This is a genomic window from Sulfitobacter sp. R86518, from assembly GCF_042466275.1.
GTDB lineage: Bacteria > Pseudomonadota > Alphaproteobacteria > Rhodobacterales > Rhodobacteraceae > Sulfitobacter > Sulfitobacter pontiacus.
Genome location: NZ_JAXHCA010000005.1, coordinates 720432 through 740458, shown reverse-complemented (window position 1 = coordinate 740458; position 20027 = coordinate 720432). Strand labels below are relative to the sequence as shown.

At 52.8% G+C, this 20027-nt stretch carries 20 protein-coding genes and 1 pseudogene; 11 read left to right on the top strand and 10 right to left on the bottom strand.

What is annotated here, in order from left to right; translation table 11 throughout:
* The 5 genes from SJY36_RS04475 (at nucleotide 1) to galU (ending at nucleotide 5536) form a co-directional block, all read left to right on the top strand.
* Nucleotides 1-1827: a glycosyltransferase gene (locus SJY36_RS04475; RefSeq protein ID WP_386173271.1), complete on the top strand. Its 1827-nt coding sequence runs from the start codon at nucleotides 1-3 to the stop codon at nucleotides 1825-1827.
* The gene (locus SJY36_RS04470) at nucleotides 1824-3176 is read left to right on the top strand and encodes a DUF3131 domain-containing protein (protein WP_386173269.1); all 1353 of its coding nucleotides are present in this window, start codon (nucleotides 1824-1826) and stop codon (nucleotides 3174-3176) included. Before SJY36_RS04475 ends, SJY36_RS04470 begins: the two co-directional genes overlap by 4 nt.
* Before the next feature lie 321 nt (nucleotides 3177-3497).
* Complete coding sequence (locus tag SJY36_RS04465; protein ID WP_386173267.1) at nucleotides 3498-3854, top strand: peptidoglycan-binding protein; 357 nt, start codon at nucleotides 3498-3500, stop codon at nucleotides 3852-3854.
* A 140-nt stretch (nucleotides 3855-3994) separates the two neighbouring features.
* Nucleotides 3995-4264 carry a hypothetical protein gene (locus SJY36_RS04460; RefSeq protein WP_386173265.1) on the top strand — a complete coding sequence of 90 codons (270 nt, stop codon included), beginning with the start codon at nucleotides 3995-3997 and terminating at the stop codon, nucleotides 4262-4264.
* Between the two features lie 363 nt (nucleotides 4265-4627).
* Nucleotides 4628-5536, top strand: a complete 909-nt coding sequence (gene galU / locus SJY36_RS04455; protein WP_386173261.1) for a UTP--glucose-1-phosphate uridylyltransferase GalU — start codon at nucleotides 4628-4630, stop codon at nucleotides 5534-5536.
* A gap of 109 nt (nucleotides 5537-5645) precedes the next feature.
* Here galU and SJY36_RS04450 read toward each other — a convergent pair whose 3' ends face one another.
* Both SJY36_RS04450 and SJY36_RS04445 read right to left on the bottom strand, forming a co-directional pair.
* Nucleotides 5646-6281, bottom strand: coding sequence for a response regulator transcription factor (locus SJY36_RS04450; protein WP_386173259.1), 636 nt, complete (start codon nucleotides 6279-6281; stop codon nucleotides 5646-5648).
* Between the two features lie 691 nt (nucleotides 6282-6972).
* Nucleotides 6973-8508, bottom strand: coding sequence for a choice-of-anchor L domain-containing protein (locus tag SJY36_RS04445; RefSeq protein ID WP_386173257.1), 1536 nt, complete (start codon nucleotides 8506-8508; stop codon nucleotides 6973-6975).
* Between the two features lie 114 nt (nucleotides 8509-8622).
* Between SJY36_RS04445 and SJY36_RS04440 the strand changes: the two genes are divergently transcribed.
* Nucleotides 8623-9555, top strand: a complete 933-nt coding sequence (locus tag SJY36_RS04440) for an IS5 family transposase (protein ID WP_386172423.1) — start codon at nucleotides 8623-8625, stop codon at nucleotides 9553-9555.
* 328 nt (nucleotides 9556-9883) lie between these two features.
* On the opposite strand, the gene SJY36_RS04435 is transcribed toward SJY36_RS04440, so the two are convergent.
* Together SJY36_RS04435 and SJY36_RS04430 are read right to left on the bottom strand one after the other, a co-directional pair.
* Entirely contained in the window at nucleotides 9884-11275 is a 1392-nt protein-coding gene (locus SJY36_RS04435) for a sensor histidine kinase (RefSeq protein ID WP_386173255.1), read from the bottom strand.
* Nucleotides 11245-11718 carry a hypothetical protein gene (locus SJY36_RS04430; protein ID WP_386173253.1) on the bottom strand — a complete coding sequence of 158 codons (474 nt, stop codon included), beginning with the start codon at nucleotides 11716-11718 and terminating at the stop codon, nucleotides 11245-11247. The genes SJY36_RS04435 and SJY36_RS04430 overlap by 31 nt, the downstream gene beginning before the upstream one ends.
* Before the next feature lie 305 nt (nucleotides 11719-12023).
* Here SJY36_RS04430 and SJY36_RS04425 point away from each other — a divergent pair.
* From SJY36_RS04425 to SJY36_RS04410, 4 genes and pseudogenes are all read left to right on the top strand, one after another.
* Nucleotides 12024-12327, top strand: a pseudogene (locus SJY36_RS04425) (transposase); the annotation flags it as partial.
* 397 nt (nucleotides 12328-12724) lie between these two features.
* Nucleotides 12725-13615 (top strand): metallophosphoesterase, encoded by an 891-nt coding sequence (locus SJY36_RS04420; protein WP_386173251.1) that lies wholly within the window; start codon nucleotides 12725-12727, stop codon nucleotides 13613-13615.
* On the top strand, nucleotides 13605-14225 hold the full coding sequence (locus tag SJY36_RS04415; RefSeq protein WP_386173249.1) for a DUF6634 family protein: 621 nt from the start codon (nucleotides 13605-13607) through the stop codon (nucleotides 14223-14225). Before SJY36_RS04420 ends, SJY36_RS04415 begins: the two co-directional genes overlap by 11 nt.
* 327 nt (nucleotides 14226-14552) lie before the next feature.
* Nucleotides 14553-14903 carry a hypothetical protein gene (locus SJY36_RS04410; protein WP_386173247.1) on the top strand — a complete coding sequence of 117 codons (351 nt, stop codon included), beginning with the start codon at nucleotides 14553-14555 and terminating at the stop codon, nucleotides 14901-14903.
* Between the two features lie 254 nt (nucleotides 14904-15157).
* Here the strand turns inward: SJY36_RS04410 and istB are convergent, their stop codons facing one another.
* From istB to SJY36_RS04395, 3 genes are read right to left on the bottom strand one after another with little or no spacing between them, the layout of a single operon-like run.
* Nucleotides 15158-15922 (bottom strand): IS21-like element helper ATPase IstB, encoded by a 765-nt coding sequence (gene istB, locus SJY36_RS04405; RefSeq protein ID WP_058317429.1) that lies wholly within the window; start codon nucleotides 15920-15922, stop codon nucleotides 15158-15160.
* Nucleotides 15919-17418, bottom strand: coding sequence for an IS21 family transposase (istA, locus tag SJY36_RS04400; RefSeq protein WP_139246466.1), 1500 nt, complete (start codon nucleotides 17416-17418; stop codon nucleotides 15919-15921). The genes istB and istA overlap by 4 nt, the downstream gene beginning before the upstream one ends.
* Before the next feature lie 44 nt (nucleotides 17419-17462).
* Nucleotides 17463-17912 carry a hypothetical protein gene (locus SJY36_RS04395; RefSeq protein ID WP_386173246.1) on the bottom strand — a complete coding sequence of 150 codons (450 nt, stop codon included), beginning with the start codon at nucleotides 17910-17912 and terminating at the stop codon, nucleotides 17463-17465.
* A gap of 63 nt (nucleotides 17913-17975) precedes the next feature.
* On the opposite strand from SJY36_RS04395, the gene SJY36_RS04390 reads away from it, so the two are divergent.
* Nucleotides 17976-18326 carry a helix-turn-helix transcriptional regulator gene (locus SJY36_RS04390; RefSeq protein ID WP_014132722.1) on the top strand — a complete coding sequence of 117 codons (351 nt, stop codon included), beginning with the start codon at nucleotides 17976-17978 and terminating at the stop codon, nucleotides 18324-18326.
* A 147-nt stretch (nucleotides 18327-18473) separates the two neighbouring features.
* On the opposite strand, the gene SJY36_RS04385 is transcribed toward SJY36_RS04390, so the two are convergent.
* The 3 genes from SJY36_RS04385 to SJY36_RS04375 all read right to left on the bottom strand — a co-directional run bounded on the left by SJY36_RS04385 (nucleotide 18474) and on the right by SJY36_RS04375 (nucleotide 19889).
* Nucleotides 18474-18704 carry a hypothetical protein gene (locus SJY36_RS04385; RefSeq protein WP_386173244.1) on the bottom strand — a complete coding sequence of 77 codons (231 nt, stop codon included), beginning with the start codon at nucleotides 18702-18704 and terminating at the stop codon, nucleotides 18474-18476.
* Between the two features lie 184 nt (nucleotides 18705-18888).
* Nucleotides 18889-19011 (bottom strand): ribbon-helix-helix protein, CopG family, encoded by a 123-nt coding sequence (locus SJY36_RS04380; RefSeq protein WP_237272925.1) that lies wholly within the window; start codon nucleotides 19009-19011, stop codon nucleotides 18889-18891.
* A gap of 206 nt (nucleotides 19012-19217) precedes the next feature.
* Nucleotides 19218-19889 (bottom strand): hypothetical protein, encoded by a 672-nt coding sequence (locus tag SJY36_RS04375; RefSeq protein WP_386173242.1) that lies wholly within the window; start codon nucleotides 19887-19889, stop codon nucleotides 19218-19220.
* Between the last annotated feature and the right edge of the window lie 138 nt (nucleotides 19890-20027).

Sequence of the window (20027 nt, the reverse complement as noted above, 5' to 3'; positions counted from 1 at the left end):
ATGGACGATTATTTTCTCAAGTTCGAAGACCGCCTGCCGGAGCCGCCTCTACCCTACTCGCCACTGCGTGAAATGCTGTGGCAATTCCTTGCGACAATCGCCTTGGTTGTCGGGGGCTGGTACATCTGGTGGCGATGGGCCCACTCGCTGAACCCTGACGCCATGTGGTTTGCGCTACCCTTGGTGGTGGCCGAAACCTGTGCCTATTTCGGCATGTTGCTGTTCGTTTTCAATCTGTGGAAAGACGATCCGCTCAAGATCGAGAGCCCCCCGGCGGTTCTTTCAGATGTCGTTGATGGCCATCCCGAGGGGGATCGGCCAATTTCTGTCGATGTGATGTTTGCCACCTATGACGAAGACCCCGAACTGGTGAGGCTCGGAATCCTCGATGCGAAGCAAATGACCTACCCCCACCCGATCGACATACGCATCCATATTCTCGACGATGGTCGTCGCCCCGAAATGCGCGCAGTTACCGAAGCGGAAGGGGTAAACTACATCACCCGCAGCACGAACGAAGGTTTCAAAGCCGGCAATCTCCGCAACGCGATGGAGCAGACCTCGGGCGACTTCATGGTGATCTGCGACGCAGACACCCGCCCTTTCCCAACGTTTCTTGAACACACAATGGGCTATTTTAGAGACAAGAAGATGGCCTGGGTCCAAACGCCCCAGTGGTTCTACGACCTGCCCGCCGGAGAGCATCTGACTGACAAGTTGCAACGCCGTTTCGGTCAGTTTGGCGGCAAGATCGGCCGAGCGGCCGAGCGGACGATTGGGCCTGTGGTTTACGGCGCGGATCCCTTCGTGAACGACCCCAAGATGTTCTACGATATCATCCTACGCCGTCGGAACTGGGTAAATGCCGCATTCTGTTGTGGCGCTGGTTCTATCCATCGCCGAGAGGCGGTGATGGAGGCTGCGCTGCGCAGCTTCGGCGAAAAGGTCGAACAACGGTCTTTCGCGGTCGAAGAAAATATTACCGTCTCCAGCAAAGAGCGCGAGATTGCCCCCGATCTGATGGCAGCCATCCGCACGGAATCCGCCGCGACAGAGGTGTTGACGCCATATCGATTCCACGTCTCCGAAGACATCTATACTTCAATCGTCCTGCATTCGGATAGCGAGCGCGGCTGGAAGTCAAAGCAGCATCCGATGGTTGAAAGCAAAATGCTATCACCTCAAGATCTGCTGACATGGACCGTGCAACGCTTCAAATATGCTGGCGGTAGCTTGGATATTCTCAAGAACGACAATCCTCTGTTTCGCCGGGGCTTGTCGATCGGCCAACGGCTTATGTATGGCACCACGTTTTATTCCTATCTGGCACCGTTGTGGAACATCATCTTTCTCTTTGCCCCTGTCGTGTATCTTTTTACCGGCGCTTCGCCCGTTTCCGCATATTCGAATGAGTTTTTTTTCCGTCTGATCCCCTTTCTCGTCACGCTGGAGCTGGCAATAATGATCGGCACTTGGGGGATTGCGGGATATGCCGCTAAAAGCAGCTACCTCGCCTTTTTCCCATTGGGCATGAAAGCCCTGCTGGCCGTCGCCAAGGGCGAGAGGATTTCTTTCAAGGTCACCCCTAAAACTCGACAGACAGGCAATTTCCTTGAGCTTGTCCGCCCGCAGATGGCCGTGATCCTGTTTACCGTCCTTGGGGCACTCTGGGGCATCGGGGCACTGATTTATGGCGGCTCCGGGCATTCAGCGGGCGGTGTCGTGGCGAATATTCTGTGGGGACTTAACAATTGCCTCGCCATGGCCGGAATGATCCGCGCCGCCCTATGGCAACCCGAACAATCGCAAGAGGAGCTGAACGCATGAGCTTTCGTTCTAATCTGATAAAGGCCCGCAGCCATATTACATTCCTCGTGGCATTGGGCTTTGGCCTGGCCTTGGTTGTGTTTTTAGAAAACACCATCGATAAACGCGCAACACGTGACCCAGAACTGATGGAGTCCTCCGCCGTGGAACAGCGCTCCCCCCTCGCCGCCTTTGAGGCCGTCACGCCATTGCCACTAGCGATGACGGGCGAAAGTAGCGAAAGCGACCTTGATTATGCGCGGATCGCTTGGCGCTACTTCGAGAATAACACGCATAAGACTACGGGGCTGGTGAATTCTGCAGACAAGTACCCATCGACAACGATGTGGGAAACGGGATCATACTTTATTGCCGTAATATCTGCTGAATTACTCGAAATAATTGACCCAGACGAAGCACAATCTCGACTATTGTTGGCTTTAGAAACGCTCAGCAATTTGCGTTTGTTCGACGACCTCTTACCCAACAAAGCCTATAACGTGCAGACAGCCGAACTTGTAGACTACGGCAATCGACCAGTCGAACGTGGCCTAGGCTGGTCGGCTTTGGACATTGCACGTATGGTCGGTGCCTTGGCTCAGGTTGAAAGTCGCTATCCCGAGCTAGCGCCGCAGGTAACTGCTCTGCTCGACAAATGGCACCTCACTCAGATGGTCGAAGGTGGGCAACTGATCGGCGGCAATATTGCGAACGATAAACTGCGTCGCGATCAGGAGGGACGCGTCGGCTATGAACAATATGCCGCTAAAGCCATGATGCTCTTCGGTTACGATATGGTAAACGCGTACGGTGTAGAAGATCATTTGATGGTGAAAGACGTACTAGGCCACCCCGTACCCGTTGATACTCGCTTGCACCGCAACGTCACCCCTGCCTTTACCGTCAGCGAGCCGTACATTTTCGATGGTCTAGAGTTCGGCTTTGATGATCGGTCCCATCGATTTGCAACGGCGATATACCATGCACAAGAGGCCCGCTTCACGGAGACCGGCATTCTGACCGCCGTAAGTGAGTCCCACCTAGATGAAGCACCTTATTTTGTATATTCATCAATATGGGGCGGAGGTGCGCCTTGGGCTGTAATGACGTTTAAAGGGGACCGCTTAGACAGCAAACGCACTGTTACTACGAAAGTTTCTTTCGCAATGGACGCGTTGTTTGGCACCGAATATACGCGCAAACTGGTTTCTGCAATCGCCCCCACCGCGAACTATGAACGTGGATGGCCGGAAGGCATTTACGAAGTAGACGGATCAACAAACACATCAATTACGGCTAATACCAATGCGACTGTACTCGCAGCGCTTGCATTTAGACGTCATGGTCCGTTAATTCGCGTATCTCCATGAGAACGGACTTCGTAATTCTTATACTTTTCAGTGTCGTGATCTATGGGCGCGAAACCTTAGCGGCTCCCTGTATTTCTTCGACGTTCGATGTGCCACTCCCAGGCGCTGTTAACGTTATAATGAACTACGCCGACGTCCCGTCCCCCCTTTTCCCTAGCGTATGGCAAGAAGGCTTAATTAATGGTCTACCCTATGCGATATTTTCGAACGGCGAAGGCTATCTAAAACCCAGTTTTTCATCGGAAGACTGGCACATGAGTTTTTCCTGTGGGAGGGATTCTTGCACTACAACCTTGGGTGGCACCCCCCCCCAAAGAAGCCGTGGAGCAGCTAGCAGAGTTGACCTCCTGCGTTTTGGGAAAAGCATCCCCAAGTAAAGGTATCTCGGAACCGAAATCTATCGCATCCCATGAAAGTATTAACGAACCCATCAAGGAAGCTTCGGCTGACGATCAAGAAAAGTGCTTACTTAATGATGACCGGCACGATGTAGACGGTTTTCAACTGCAACGTTTACTTGTGGAGGCTGGTTCTGACCCAGGGCCGATAGATGGCAGTGTCGGCAAACTAACACGAAAAGCTCTTATAGAAGTACTCGGAAATTCTGCAGTTGAAATGAATTTGGCCCAAGCCATCAATGCACTAAAGCAAGTCAATTGCATCGAAGGTTTTAGATAACACGTTACCAGTTGTCAAAATGTAAATATGTCATACGATACATATTGTCGAAGTCAATACATCCTACAATAGAACTCGCATTCAGTATGATCGAATTTGCACTATTGTAAGGTGAATACTGTACTGAAGGAGAACTAAGCATGGCTTGCTATCTCGTGGCCTACAATTCAGCGGTCGAAAACGCGCGGTTTAGTATTTCAAACGATATCAAGGCATACGGAAGTTGGGCAAAAATCGGAGATTCCGCATATATAATCTCAACAGATGCGGAGGTTACAGAAGTTTACGATAACCTATCGAAAAACTTAGACGCTGATGATAACTTCTATGTTATCAGCGTGAGCAAGCCCTGTTGGGGGCAAGGTCCTGGTGCAGTCAACCAATGGCTCAGCGACAATCTTCCGAATTAGGTATGCTATTCAAGATCAGAACGGACGCATATGAAGTCAACACTTCAAAAATTTCATATGAGAACTCTTCTATCGATAGCGCCCATAAAAACGATCTTAGAACAATAATTGGACAAGTATTTCGTAGTATCTAACCTAAAGAAATTATCTGTAGAAGAATATAATGCGGCAAGATGTAAGCCGCTATTGTTGGCTGAATTAGTTTTCGCAAACCTATCGCCTAGTGTTGCGGTTAGAACGTATTGGCTCCTGCCTTAAAAAAGCCTAACTCGCACACCATCCTTTCAGGAAGGACTTTGCTAAATTCCGGCACAAGGTTCAGGACCAAAAATGTGATCTAACAAAACCAGATAAGGACGCTCAATGGTTAAGAAAGTAACAAAAGCGATTTTTCCGGTGGCTGGTTTGGGAACTCGGTTTTTGCCCGCGACGAAATCTGTCCCCAAAGAGATCATGACCCTGGTCGATCGCCCGCTGGTGCAATACGCCATCGACGAGGCCCGCGCGGCGGGCATCAAGGAATTCATCTTTGTCACCTCCCGCGGCAAAGGCGCGCTGGAGGATTACTTTGATCACTCTCCCGTGCTGGAACAGGAACTACGCTCCAAGGGCAAGACAGAGCTGATGGAGATCCTGAAAAGCACCAACATGGACAGCGGTGCTATCGCTTATATCCGTCAGCACAAAGCGCTTGGCCTGGGCCACGCGGTATGGTGCGCGCGCCGTCTGATCGGCAATGAACCCTTTGCGGTGATGCTGCCCGATGACGTAATCGCTGCCGACAAACCCTGCCTGCAGCAGATGATCGAAGCCTATAACGAGACCGGCGGCAACATGGTTGCGGCGATGGAAGTGAACCCTGAAAAATCCTCCTCCTACGGGATGCTGGACATCGACGAGGGCCAAACCGATGGTGAACTGGTCAAGGTGAAGGGCATGGTCGAAAAGCCCAAAGCCGAGGACGCGCCGTCGAACCTTGCCGTCATCGGCCGCTATATCCTGTCGCCGAACGTGCTGAAGAACCTGAACCAGCTGAAGTCCGGCTCGGGCGGGGAGATCCAGCTGACCGACGCCATCGCAGCAGAGCTGACCCAAGGCAACGATGTCTATGGTTACCGCTTCAAGGGCCAGCGTTTCGACTGCGGTTCCAAATCCGGTTTCCTGCAGGCGACCGTGTCCTTCGGGCTGGCACGTGAAGAGCTGCGCGATGATTTATTGAAATACTTAAGGTCAGAAATGGCTGAGCAGAGTACTCCGACAACGACCCGCTGAGAAACAAACGCACCCTCTATTAAAAGTAGGTTTTAATTTGGCAGCTATGTCGGAAACGATATTTTGACAACTTAAATTTTAAATCAAATTTGATTGCGGGCAAACCTAGCTAAAACAGGCAGCTTTCAAATGCGTACAAAGCTGCCTGGGTACGGTTTTTAACTTCAAGCTTCCGATAAAGAGATTTCATATGGAACTTAACCGTAGGGACACTGATTGATAGCCGGCTCGCAATTACCTTATTGGATTGTCCTAGACAAAGCCCTTCCAGCATTTCTATCTCACGCGTCGTCAACATATTCAAACGGGTTCTAACCAGCGAAAAGGTATCATTCACTCCTTTTTGTATATTAGGCTCAAGTTCCTCTGATGCCATATCTATCAGGCTTCGATAAAGGATGGCACTAGACATCTCATATGAAACTGATCCTATCGCTCCGTGAGCTTGAACGCGCTTCAAAAGAGCATCACTACTTTTCTCCAACAACACTACTACGCGTTGCCCTCCAGACATGTTAGAGATCTTCCGTAAATTCGCAAAGTCATTCACCACAGAGAAACCTGAAGATGTACATCCCAATAAGACGAGATCGAAACTGTTATCCTTCTGAATTAAGCTATATGCCTCATTGGGGTGACCGGTCGTTATGACATCCACTGTTCCATTAACGCCCATGATCATTGCGATTGCGTCTCTTGTAAGACGGCTCTCGTGAACAAATAATAAGCGCATATCATCCTCCATTCAAAGCAATGCTATAGCTTAATGTTGACGATAATTTGACCTTTGAACTGATTGATCTCTATTAGCGAAATTTCTTGCAGTACCTTTGACCTGCCCTCCCCCGGGGCTCCCACGTTCATAACGAGAGACTTCGGGCCGCGCTTACCGATTCTGATCGTCGACTTGGGCAAGAACGCCGGGTGTGGATGCATTCATCCCCTGGCTCGTCTCTGAGTTATCCGATGAACGTTTACGTATAATCGTCTATAGACCGGCATCGACAAGTCGGCAGGCTCGATGCTGTGAGGTGTCATGACCCCGGTTTGCAATCAGTACTACCTCTCGCCTGATATTCGTCAGACATTGCGCTCGAACCAATGCTGCATCAATGGTTAACCATCAGGTCAGTCCAGTAAGCTATTTTTGCAAGACAATGTCCAAGATACCGCTATTCAGCAGGCGTTAGAGCATTGCATTCTCATGGCCAACCGATTACAGGCGTCGGACAGTCGCATATCGCCGTTGTTCGTTTTGAAATTCAGAATGTCTTCGGTTCAGGCCTTGCTTGGGGCACACCTGCGAGGTAGTCATTTTTGGTTTGCTTCTGCTTGATCATACGATGAAATGACCCTTTCGCATCTGTTTGCTCTTTCGAGAGGCCAAACAAACTCTACATCACAACGAGTGAGGTTTCTGAGGCAGGTCAAACCGGTTACACTCGCACGAACCTATCCTCCTTCGGTGTCGCCTTCAAAAGCCCAGCTTCATATCCTTTTAGGGTTGGTCGTGCCGACCGCATTCCTTTTAAATTATATTGCTCAACTACATCCTCCAACGCACTATTCAGCGCAGGGTCGAAACTTTCTCGAGTTTCCTTACCCGGATGGAAGCTTTCACTCAGAACCCCATCCCCCAATATAATCTCATGGTTTTCAAATAATAAATGAAAGTATGTTATCTTTTGAGCAGATTCGGAACGGCAAATTGTATCTCCATTCACCAAGTTCTTAGCCGCAACAAAGACTTCATCGGAACCGTAGAGCAACATTGCGTTGGCATCTCGGATAAGGATACGATGCAACGGGGAAACAGACGTGTCCTTTTTCGCGCCAAGTGTACCCTTACTGATTTTGATTGGTGCCTCATTAACTGCGACATAGCGTTCTGATCGCCCTACCCAGAGAAGTGCTTTGGGGCCGTTATCCAATGTTTCGACCAAATCATTCGGGGATAATGTATCAATCAGACGGTCGCCCTCAGGGGTAGAAATATACGTACCCGAAGTGAAACATGGCGTAGTCGTAACCGTAACAAAGCCAATGTCCGAATTGCCATTCTCATCCTGCACAGTGTAAGTGAATACGTTCTCAGCGGCTTCGTTATTCGCCGTTGCAATAACAATGCCGTTCTCTGATAATTCAATCATTTCTCCCGTGGGGAGTGTGATAGTATCACCTACTACAACAGGTTGCCCGTTGATGTGCGTAATTGTCAACAGCCCACCGCTTGCGCTTTGGTCGTTTGCAAGCACGTCGACGTCGACTTCTTGGCCGACACGAACTGAAATGTCATCATCACCTGCAACAAGCGCCGTTTGCACAGAGTCACCTGCAATTAACAAATTACTGTCGTAAACACCGTCCCCGCCATCGGCGATGCCGATTTTAATTGTGTTGGTGGCTCCTGCATTCACCGGGGCCTTCAGGGTAAGGGTTACTGTGAATCCATCCATCTCAGTGTTGTAGGTATCGTCTGATCTGGCATTATCTAAATAGAGGTTTTCGTTCGACCCAGTGTTAATATTGTCAATTGAGATATCACCAGTGCCAACCGTCAATTCCGCCTGAACACCGTTCACCCATATACCGACTGCGTCATTAAATCCTGAATTAACATATTCTAAGTATTCCTCTGACGAAAACACAATTTGCATTGTCAAAATACTACCTTGGGGCACAAACTCCGCTTCAAAAACAGCAGCGTCAAATGTTGCCTGTCCTGAGACAGAACTTAAATCACTATCGCCACTTGTACCGTGGTTAGTAGACGTCCAAGGTAAGACATTAACATCACCGCTGGCGTTAGTTACATTGACGGCATTCCCAGTAGATAAGATCACTCCGGTGTCGGAAGGAGTCAGCTCTGGTGAGGTTGAATCCCCATCTGAATAGATACCTGATGCGCCAGCAGCACCAGTATAGCTCGCGGAAACGACAGTAATCCCGTTCCCAAACATTGCTTCCGCCATATCATTCGCCGTAGCGCTTGTGTTAATCGGTAGCTTTGATGCAGTTGGCATGGCTTTGTTGCACAAATGGGGTGAGGGATTCCCTGTGTGAATCCAGCGTGGTAGCTGGCGAGCATGAGCAGTTGGTCCCCTACCAAGTACAAGACCAGGAACTGGCCTTCGTACAACACGGCGCTGAAGCAGCGCGGTTCGCTATCAATCTGGTTTGATCCTGAGATGTCGTGGCATGCGCCGCCGACAGGCAAGCGGGGGCGTCAGCCCGAGTTCAGCGACGCCGCGATCCAGGTTTGTCTCACAATGAAGGTGCTGTTTGGCATGCCCCTTCGGCAAACCACCGGGTTCGTCGAAAGCCTCCTTCGTCTGGCCGGGCTGGACTGGAAAGTCCCGGACTTCAGCACCCTGTGCCGCCGTCAGAAGACGCTGAGCGTCGCCATCCCTTACCGTGGCGGATCGGGACCTCTCCACCTGCTGATCGATGCCACCGGGATCAAGGCCGAGGGTGAAGGAGAGTGGAACGCACGCAAACATGGCGGTCCAAGGAAGCGCCTGTGGCGCAAGCTTCACCTCGGAATGGATGAGGAAACACTGGAGATCCGCGCGGTCGGGGTCACCACAAGCAATGTCGGCGATGCCCCGATGCTGCCCGACCTGCTGGAACAAATCCCACCGGATCAAGAGATCGCCACGATCACTGCCGATGGGGCCTATGACACGCGCAGATGCCACAATGCGATTGCCGCTCGCGGAGCTGCCGCCGTCATCCCGCCGCGCAAGAATGCGCAGCTTTGGCAGCCAACGACAGCGGGCGCTATCGCGCGAAACGAAGCCGTGAGGGCCTGCAAATATCTCGGTCGCGCCTTATGGAGAAAATTGACCGGCTATCACCGCCGAAGCCGCGCAGAGACGAAGATGAACTGCGTCAAACTCCTCGGCCAAGGTCTCATGGCGCGAGACTTCGATCGGCAGGTTGCGGAGCTCCAAGTCCGGATCGCGGTGCTCAATCGCTACACGGCCCTTGGCATACCCATCACAGAGCCCGTAGGATAAGTCCGTCTGGGGAAAGGGGCAGTCCGCTCAAACCCCTATTTGTGCAACAGAGCCAGTTGGCATACTAAATTCCTTCTGAAACTAGCGGTATGAATTTTGTAAGGCAGAAACTCGAAGCAAACAAATATGAAAAAGTATAGTTTGGAAATATATTGGATACTCGCAATATCTACTCATGCAATTAACTCACCCCCGTAAACTTATAGACATTTTCACATCAGCTGCACGACCTGCAGAACAACCTTGATTGCATTGAACATTACGACGTAAAGCTTAGAACCTAACCGTAGAATCCCAACCATTTCAACATAGCAGGAAAATCGTTTTGCTAAGAAACAAGATCAATTTCCAACCAGAAAGTTGATCCCTCTCCTTCAATAGATCGAAACCCGACATTGCCATCGAGTAACTCCATCAGTTGCTTTGCGATACTCAACCCGAGACCGCTACTTTTTTTTGGGCCCGTAGTGCCGGGATTGACTTGCTGGAAGGCGTTAAAAATATCGTTCTGTGCTTTCACCGGAATTCCGATACCATTGTCTGACACTTCAACACGCGCTTTATCACCCAGTCGCCTTAGCCTCACCTCAACCACATCTCCGGACTGAGTAAATTTTGCAGCGTTAGAAAGAAAGTTATTTAAAACTTGAGATACACGCGGACCGTCCGTATTTGCTAAAGTTTCGTCAGGCGGAATAAGCACATCGTAACTCACCCCCCGTGAGACAGCGTAGGGTTGGCAACTTTCCACGGTGTCCCTCACAACTTGATTAAGGTCAGTAGTCACTTTGTTGATAGAGACTTTTCCTTCGCTCAACGCTTGAGCATCCAAGATATCGTTTACAAGCGTGAGAAGGCGATCACCATTTCGCCGCGCAACATCTAGCAATTGGTGAACCGTTTTGTCGTCAATTATAGTGTCGACTTTGGCTTGGAGTAGCGCTAGGCCACCAATAATGGACGTAAGTGGCGTGCGTAATTCGTGACTGACTACGCTCATGAAATTCGATTTCATGCGTGATACAGAATTCGCTTCCTCTACAAGTATTTCCATTTCGCGCTCCCTCTTCCCAGATAGCCGCAACTCGACCATTAACAAAGACATAAAGATACCGAAAATAGCTAGAATGGTCATGCCGAGGTAGGCGATCGTGTGCGAAAGAGAGAGCAAGCCACTTCGAAAGTTTGACAGAGAACTGGTTTTCGCTTGTGCTAGGTCTAGTAAAAAGCTCCTAAGAGAAAAATCATAGCCTTCGAGCTGATGTACTATCATCTCGGCTTTTCTCCTTCTCACTACATCGGTCATGTATTGAGTAGAAAATTCTATTATATGGCTTTCTAGTTCTTGGAACCTGCGATCAAGTGCGTGAAGCACGCTTTTATCAACATCAAACTGTTCGACTATTTTTGCTAGTTTACCTTGTTGGAGGACATAAATCCGGCTCCACGCGATGTTGAACCGCAACGCGACATCGCTCGTAGGCTTTATCCCCAACGCGGCATGGCTAAGTTCTCTCTCAAGACGAAGCATTTCAAACTGAAGTTGAGATCCTACCCATAGGGGGTCGCTTTGTTCTGCAGTTTGAATATTTTCAACCCTTTCACTAAGGTTCAAAATTACGCCAATTCCGAAAGCAACCGCTCCAACAAATAATGCAAGAAGAGTGGATCGGACTAATTTTGCTCTTCTCACTCGACGGAAATCTCTTTGAGCTGCCAAACCAAGCGATCATTATATAGGTCGTTGCGAAGCTCCGGATTGTCATCCATAGGATATATGACCCAAACTGGCCCCTTTTCACGCACCGGCATTGTTTTGCCTTCTCGTAGAATTGCCAATATAACGTCATAATCGAAGGCGTCCGATGCAGGCACCGTTGATGTGAAATCGTTTAGAGCAATCATATTAAGTTTAGCATCCCGACCTATTCCAGATGCTTCTAAAACTGAACGCAACAGTGGGCCTTGGAACGACGTCGGTTGGTCAACGTAATCGTTTGCTGTAAGCAACACTACTTGAGGAAGCGAGCTCAGCTCCTCGTGTGTAAATTTGGTAGACGCTTCCTGGTTTGTGACTGTCAGAATAACTTGAGAAAAAGCTAAATTGGGCATCATTGATAGGTAAGCAGCGATCGTAGCGCCAAAAACTTTGTAGTTAAGCATAAATATCTCCTTCTACTCGGTTAGTCGGAATTATCTTTGTCGAAAAATGGGGCAAATTTGCGGCGCTTAACCAGTTTCGCCTTACATGTATGTCATATTTTTTATTCTTCTTGGGCGAGAAGCTGGCTTGGTTCTAAACGTTCAGACGCCTAGACCTAAGCCCGCTTTGTCGTTCTCTGCACGCTGAAAATCGGGGCGATAGGGTAATCCCCCCTGAAATAAGTAGTGTTCAAAAGCAAAATTTCTCGGCAAGATATCTGAAGAGATTTACGATTAAGAACAAACGATACAGCGACGCGTAGCTGATGGCGGTGTTGAAGCAGGCAGAGGGCGGTGTTCCGGTTTCCCAGCTTTGTCGGGAGCATGGATTGAGAAGCTCAAGTATTAAAAAATAGTGGCCGAAGTTCGGCTGCACGGATGCGTCATTGACTTCAGAGATGAAGGATATTGCGGAAGAAAATCGTCACCTTCAGCGCATGTATGCCAAGATGGGCATGTAATACGGCCTGCTTAAGGAAGCGCTTGGAAAAAGGCGTTAAGGTCGTCTCATAGGCGAGAGATGGCCACATGAATGCGGTCGCACGGCATAAGGTTTGCATTGTGCTGGCCTGACGTGCATTCGAACGGCAGATGGCTTAAACGAGCACTTGGGTCGGCACGAAAGCGCGACAGGTCCAGTTCGAAGCTGCGGATGACGTCTGGAGCCAAAAGTAAAAGCTTGAGCCGCTCGAGCGTCCGCCCCTCGATCCACGCTTACCAGTATCTACCCTTTTTGCGAATTAACTACACACAACGCTATTCAAGAATGCCAGAACTGCACAAACCAGCAGAAACCTCCTTCTGGATTTGCATATGGGACGGTAAATTCTCGGTTTGGGGAGTTGCGAATAATGAAAACTGCGCAAGACTATCAAAGAAATCGTTTTAAAACAAAAGCTTGACTCGAATCATCAACTGACGGCCACATGGGAGACAAATCAGCTTCCCAAGGATAGAGGCTTCCGGCATGCCACTGACAATCCCATACCACAGTGGCCGCATCGCGATCCTCTCGGACCTGCATGCCAATACATACGAGTACAGGGGGACTGATCCTATTACGTCATTGGGCCTCCATGCCGTCGTGAACGACACACTCGATGCGCCTATCGTCGCCGGGGACCTTACGGATGGACCTGCGCCGAGGTGGGTCCAGGGGCTCGCTCAACTGACGCCGCATATAGCGCCGCAACGCATCTACGTGATGCCCGGAAACCATGACTATTACGGCGGTACTCTTTCGGATGACTATCTCCTTGCTAGATACACACGTTCCGTCGGCGCACATTCCGTGCAGAAAGAAGACTTGCACCACGGCGACACACGGTTCCTATGTTGTACGCTCTGGACGGATTTCGATCTGTTGGGAGATGCTGAAACAGCGATGGGCATCGCGGGAAGCGTCATGCGGGACTACTTCCATATATGGGTAGCCCCCCCTGCAATTCCAGATGAGGGAGACAGGATCACGTGGCAACCTTCAGCGACCGATATTGAGCCCGCGGACACGCCTGCAGTTCACCGCGACCATCGCACATGGCTTGAGGACAACTTGATGTCCCCCCACCCTTGGGGGAAGGCAGGTCGCACGGTTGTTGTGACCCATCATGGGCCCCATCTGTCGGTCGCAGGGCCAGTGGATGGCCTTACACCTGCATTCCACTCTGATTTAACAGACCTAATTGAAGGGTTTGCCCCATCAGCATGGTTCTTTGGCCATTCACATCGCCGGCTACGGGCCATGGTTGGACCAACCGACGTTCGGAACGTGAGCGTGGGATATCGTCGGGAGTTCCCTCGGCCAGAGAGTGAATATCTGTTCGAAGCAGGTCTTTGGGTGAGCCACGATGGATCCTAATTGGGCTGACCTCAAGTTTCTTGAGACTATAAGGCGATGCGCCCCACTTGTAATCACTGATACTGATGACGCTGCCTATGCCGTAGCCGACACCATCCCGCCCGAGATTTATGAAGCGGTCGGACAGCTCAACTTGACCGTGACAAGAGTTGACGTGGGCGACAGGCCCTGTTTCCCAGTAGCGAATTGGATGTCGTGCAGGGAGAAGCTGATAGTCGAGCTTATGACACGCATGACGCGGCGGTCCCTCGAACTCAGCAAGTTGGGGCCGTCAACTGCCGAACTTGATCTAGCGCCAACCCTCTCCCCATGGTCTTCCATCCTTGATCCAAAATACGGAGGCGCGATCCTAATCGGAGCGCAGGTTGGACACCCGACACTGCGGGGTAAATTCATTAATACGTCTCGGCTTTGTAGGTTGGACACAGAGGGTGCGCGGGCCCGCACGTCGACCCGATGGTACCGTTTGGGTGATCGTGCAAACCAGCAAGAACTGGGCTCAATACTCTATGGCAGGGTTGGTCTCGCAGACGCCCTTATGCTTACCCCGTCCGAGGTCCAAGCTTACATCAAAGCAGACCAAGTTTCCGCAGGGCTCAGTGATGCTTAGCCTTAGAAGATACTTGAAAGGTCACATCGAAAACTGTCTGGTTTACAGCGCAGATCAGACCCACACCTTCCTGAGCCCCCAGGCAATTTTTTCAATCACAGCTATAATCGGCTGCGGCGCAGCTCTATTTGTATCCTGGCGCGCCTACCACCTCTCGGCAAAAAGCACTGGCCCGGACATGGACCTCGTGAGGCGGTTCGTCGAGTCGGCCCCCTTGGAACGACTTGCCGCAATTCAGACGCCTGAGAACCAGGACGCTGCCCAAGTCGAAGACGAAGAAAGAAAGGACGCAGCTGTAGAAACGTCCTAGTCGGAAGGTAGATTGCGATGCACCCAATTGATTGTTTCAACCACCACGGACAAGCTGATGCACGAAAAGTCGCGTTCATCCTGCGGACCTCCGTCACTGAATTAGCCGTAGCAGCCGGGGTCGACCTGGAGGAATTGCAAGGCCCGCAGATGATGTCGGATGAGACGCAGAACCGATTAAACAACCTTGTGGATGTACTGAACAAAGTGGGACCCCGGTTCGCTACACCGGTCATGGCTTATCAGTGGTATAGGTCCGAATCACTGACGGGCTTTGGTGGCCAAACTGCGATGCAACTCGTTCAGGCAGGCAAAGCAGAGCAAGTCGTCGAGTACATAGAAGCTGTGGGGGCGGGAATCTTCTACTGAGCAATTCAGAATATGATGATTGCAATCTTATGGCGAGCTTAGGTTCTATTTTTCGGGGGGTTACGTTTTCGCCCCGCTATAAGCGCTTTTACGAAGTTTCTTGTGACTACTGCTGGTGTCAACGGCGGAGTAAAATTCGGCCATTGTGGCGGAGCAAAAGTCGGCCAGTTTGGGGCGAGCGCCTTGGAGCGTGCGGCCCTCATATAGCAAGCCCGGTCCAAGGCGCATTGGCCGTCAGGCCAATTCTGTGAGGTTCATTTGTTAGCGGCGGCGAGGCGGGCGCGGCTTTGATTGAGGCGGTAGCTTTCGCCGTTCATCTCTAGGATGTTGACGTGGTGTGTCAGCCGGTCCAGCAGCGCGCCGGTCAGGCGTTCGGTGCCGAAGGTTTCGGTCCACTCCTCGAAGGGCAGGTTGCTTGTGATCAGGGTCGACCCTCGCTCGTAGCGCTGTGAGATCAGCTCGAACAGAAGCTCGGCGCCGGTTTTGCTCAAGGGGACGAATCCCAGCTCGTCGATGATCAGCAGTTTGACCTTGGCGAGTTTGCGCTGGAGTTGCAGGAGGCGTTTTTCGTCGCGGGCCTCCATCATCTCGTGCACGAGGGCTGCGGCGGTCACGAAGGCGACAGGCAATCCTTTCTGGCAGGCAGCCAGTCCCAGCCCGAGGGCGACATGGGTCTTGCCGGTGCCGGAGGGACCGAGCGCGATCACATTCTCCTTGCGTTCGATCCATTCGCAGCGCGCCAGCTCCAGGACCATCATCTTGTTGAGCGACGGGATCGCCTTGAAGTCGAAGCTGTCCAGGCTTTTGATGGTCGGGAACTTTGCGGCCTTGATCCGGCGTTCCACCATGCGCCGTTCCCGGTCGATCAGTTCCAGCTCGGTCAGCCGGGCCAGGTAACGCACGTGATCTACGCCTTCAGCGGCGCAGATACGGGCCTGCTTGTCATGTTCACGCAAGAACGTGGGCAGCCGAAGCGTTTTGAGATGGTGGGCCAGCAGCAGTTCGGGTGCATCCGTCATGCCCCACCTCCTGCCAGCAGGCTCATGTAGGATGCGGCGGAGGTGGTGGTGATGTTGGTTCTGGGCAGGAAGGGATAGACATCCAGATCCAGCCTCGGAGGCCTTTGCTCGACCCTGCACAAGATCAGGTGCTTGATTGCATCGAAGCTGACCGCTCCCATTCGCAGGGCATCTTTGACGGCAAGATGCAGCACGTCAATCTCGAAGCGCTCCAGAAGGCGCAGGACCTGCACATACTCGCGCTTGCCGGCCTTTCCCTGCCGGGCTTCCAGCAGTCGGCGCAGGGTTTTGAACGCTTCGGGCAACTCCCAGCCCTGCAGAGGCGCGGCCTGATCGAAGGACATGATCTTGCGTTCGATCAGCGCCAGGTAATGCAGTGGATCAAACACCATGTCGCCGGTGTCATAGGAGCGCGAATGCTCAGCGATCACCTCGGCGCCGCAGCCGATAACAACCCGGGTCACGAAGCCCTTGATCCAGACCGCACGGTGGCCGTAGGCAACCGGCACCGAGTAATCATTGCCGCGATAACGCACCACCGATGTCGATGTGACCTGGCCACTTTGCAACTCACAGGCCTCAAAGGGGGTGCCGGGCAAATCCCGCATCGCCGCGAGATCGGCCTTCAGCCGTTCCCCGATGCTGACCTTGTGGCCACGCAGAACATCACCCTGGCGCTTGCGGCACTGCTCTTCCAGGTGAGCGTTGAACGCGTGCCAGTCCGGAAAGGACGGGATCGGCACCATGAAGTTGCGACGTCCGTAGCCGACCAGCCCCTCCACGGCCCCTTTGTCATTGCCCTTGCCGGGACGGCCATAGCGGTCCCGGATCACGTAATGCGACAACATCGCGCTGAACCGCTGGGTTCTTTGCCGGGAGCCATCCGGCAGAATCCGGGCTACCAGGCAGCGGTCATTGTCATAAAGAACCGACTGGGGAACCGCGCCGAAGAACGCAAAGGCATGGACATGGCCGTCAAGCCACGCCTCGGTATTGGCCGCAGGATAGGCCCGGATGTAGCATGCGTCGCTGTGCGGCAGATCGAGGGCAAAGAAGTGTGCCTTCTGCTCGACGCCGCCGATCACGACAAGCGCTTCACCAAAATCGGCCTGTGCATGACCGGGCGGATGGCTCAGCGGCACGAACATCTCCTTGCCGGTCCGCTTACGGTCTCGAACGTAATCCTTGACGATGGTGTAGCTGCCATCAAAACCGCACTCGTCCCGCAACCGCTCGAAAATACGCTTGGCGGTGTGACGCTGCTTGCGAGGGCGGCTCCTGTCTTCAGCAAGCCATTGGTCCATCTGGCTGGTGAACGCATCCAGCTTCGGGCGCCTGATCGGCGCTGTCCGCCGATATCCCGGCGGTTCCGAATAGGCCAACATCTTCGCAACACTGTCCCGGCTGATCCCAAAATCCCGGGCAATCTGACGCCCGCTCAATCCATCTTGGAAATGAGCGTGACGCACCTTCAAATACAAGTCCACGGTGTATATCCCCAAGCCCTCCCGAAATCCGAAAGGGCAAAAGTGGACGACTTTTACGCCGCCCGCGACAACACTATGCCGTCGCTACCGTGGCCGAGTATTGCTCCGCCGTTCACAGCTTTCAAAGCTTGCGATCCGGACAGGAACCCGCCGAACATCTCGATCACCCCGTAGCCGAGATTGAGCAGGACCACGATCCAGAGCGCGCGGCGATAGCTCGGGTCTTTGTAAGCCGGATCGGACGTTGTATCCCCGCTCTTGATCAGCTCAAAGCCATAGCCGGTTGCGTCCAGTGCTGGACGCACTTTCGGCAAGTCGTCTTCGGCGATCCGCAATGTCATGACATGGGTTGCGGCAGACACCTTCACATCGCCTTCAGCCACGCCCGCAGACCGAGCGGCCCGTTCGATCTCGGCGGCATCCTTGGCGCAGTCCATGCCATGCACCCGCATCCGGATCGGCAAAGACGTTGTAGGCAATGTGGTGTTATCTGCTCGGCTCATATGCGATCCTCTTGAAGGTAGCGTGCGAAAGAAGTCGCCGCTAACGTATCAGTGGATAATGATATGACATTGCAAAACATTCAAGACGATCTTTCGGCAGCTGACACCCTTGAGCCGCGGGCAAAGCTCTTCCGGGGTCTCGGCGACCCCAGCCGTCTTGCGATCCTCGATGCGCTACTGTCGGACGAACGCAGCGTGCAGGAAATCGTTACCCAAACAGGGCTTGGTCAGCCCAATGTCTCGAACCATCTGCGCTGCCTTTTGGATTGCGGTCTGGTCAGTCGCAGGAACGAAGGTCGGTTCGTCCGGTATCGCCTTGCGGACAGGCGGATCGCTGATCTCATCCGCGACGCAGATCAACTACTTGCCTCGACAGCCGTAGGGGTCGATGCCTGCCGAAGCTATACGGATTAACCGACGTGTCCTGCTGCAATGTTCTATTGGTGCGCCAGGCCTAAAGCAGCCATTTGCGCAGCCGCAGCAAAATGGCGCTTTGTCCGCATTGCAGACCTCGGTGGTTGACGCAGCGAATGTCCGCAGTCCGCCCCGGACTGCCAGAACCTAACCCTGCTCTGCCTCTAATATCTGCGAGATAACCAACACTTCTGCTGACGTCACGCCGTCAATGACAACATACGGACCAAGTTTATCCATGCTCAGCTCGATACGGACCCGTAACGCGGTTGATATCTTTTTGAGCACAGTATGACTGGCATGAAGCTTTAAAACCGTTGGTGGCCCGCTCTGTTTCCGCCCACTGGCGTTGTCTTCGGGTTTTTCTACTCTGCCCATTTTTGCCAGCTCCTTCAGATCTTTTTACCTTGTGCTTGCTTCAAGCGTAATCAAACGCCGCGCCGCCAATCGCTCTACCGCCCATGCGCGGTGCATTGAATGACATGAACGGGCACATCCGCAGGCCAATCAACATCAGCGCTGAGCTGAGCGCTCATGTCAGCGCTGACGGTATGGACCACCGTTACTGACCGCGCCTGCCGTCGGCCCACGCCTCTACGATACGCCGTATCAGCTCTGGTCGACTGGGGAGGTCTTCTTCACCCCGGCGCGCTTCATCCAAGGCTTCTATCAGTTCAGTCGGCATCCGAACCATAATCGGCTGTGTGTCGACCCGGGGCCTGCCGCGTGATTTCATAATATTACCTATTGACGTCATGATTTCTTAGTATCATATATAAACACGTCGGCACCGGAGCTGCAACTCCAACGCCGACGCTAACCACAATGATCGATAGGAGATCACAATGGCTGCTCAACCACGTACCATCCTTCATGCGGTGCCTGAACCGCTTAATCACATGACCCGGCATGCCACTCGCGCAGAGCGGTCTGCATCAGCTTGCCGGGGCGCGCGCTGCCCCAGCCGCGTCGCGCGCCGATCAGGGAGAAGGCTGCTGGCTCACCGGTGGCATCAATGGACGTGGTGGGCACCTCAAGATGGTGCGCAAGGCGGCGCGCCCAAAAGCTCTTGCTGATCCCAGGAGAGCCGACCAGCACCAGCGGATCGAACCGCAGGCCGGACAGCCCGTTGCGGACGGAAGCTCTCAGGCCCTGACAGACGACTTCCGTCGCCGGGGCAATCCAGGGCTTTTCTGCGTGAAGCGCAGCCGCGATTTCGTCCGCCTCGTGCTCGGTCAGAATCCGGGCAACCGGCAGACCACCTTGCAACGGCGTCAGCAGGGCCTCGTCACGCTGAGGCAGATGCTGGGTCCCGGTCGCATTGTGCAGCTGCTCGAGGTACCGCATCGCCCGCCGCCTGATCCTGGCCGTATCGGCGTCGGTGATCAGGGCGTGAGAGCTCTGTGGTGTCCCGTTGGCCATCCTGTGGGGTTCACGACTATTCAGCTCCATGCGGATCTGCCGCAGCTTGTGCGTGAGGCGTTCGGTCAGATCTGACAGACGCGGAATCTTGTCGATAATTCTGATGTTGCTGAACGGGATCGTGGCTGTTGCACGTATCATGGCGGAGTCCTTTCAAGGCGCGGCGCAGAGACCGCGGCGGTGCTCTCGGGCCGGCCGGGCCTGAAAGACGGGGATGAAAAGCTCCGGAACCTTGGAAACACATAGGGAACAAAAAGCCCGGCAGATCAAGCCGGTGAC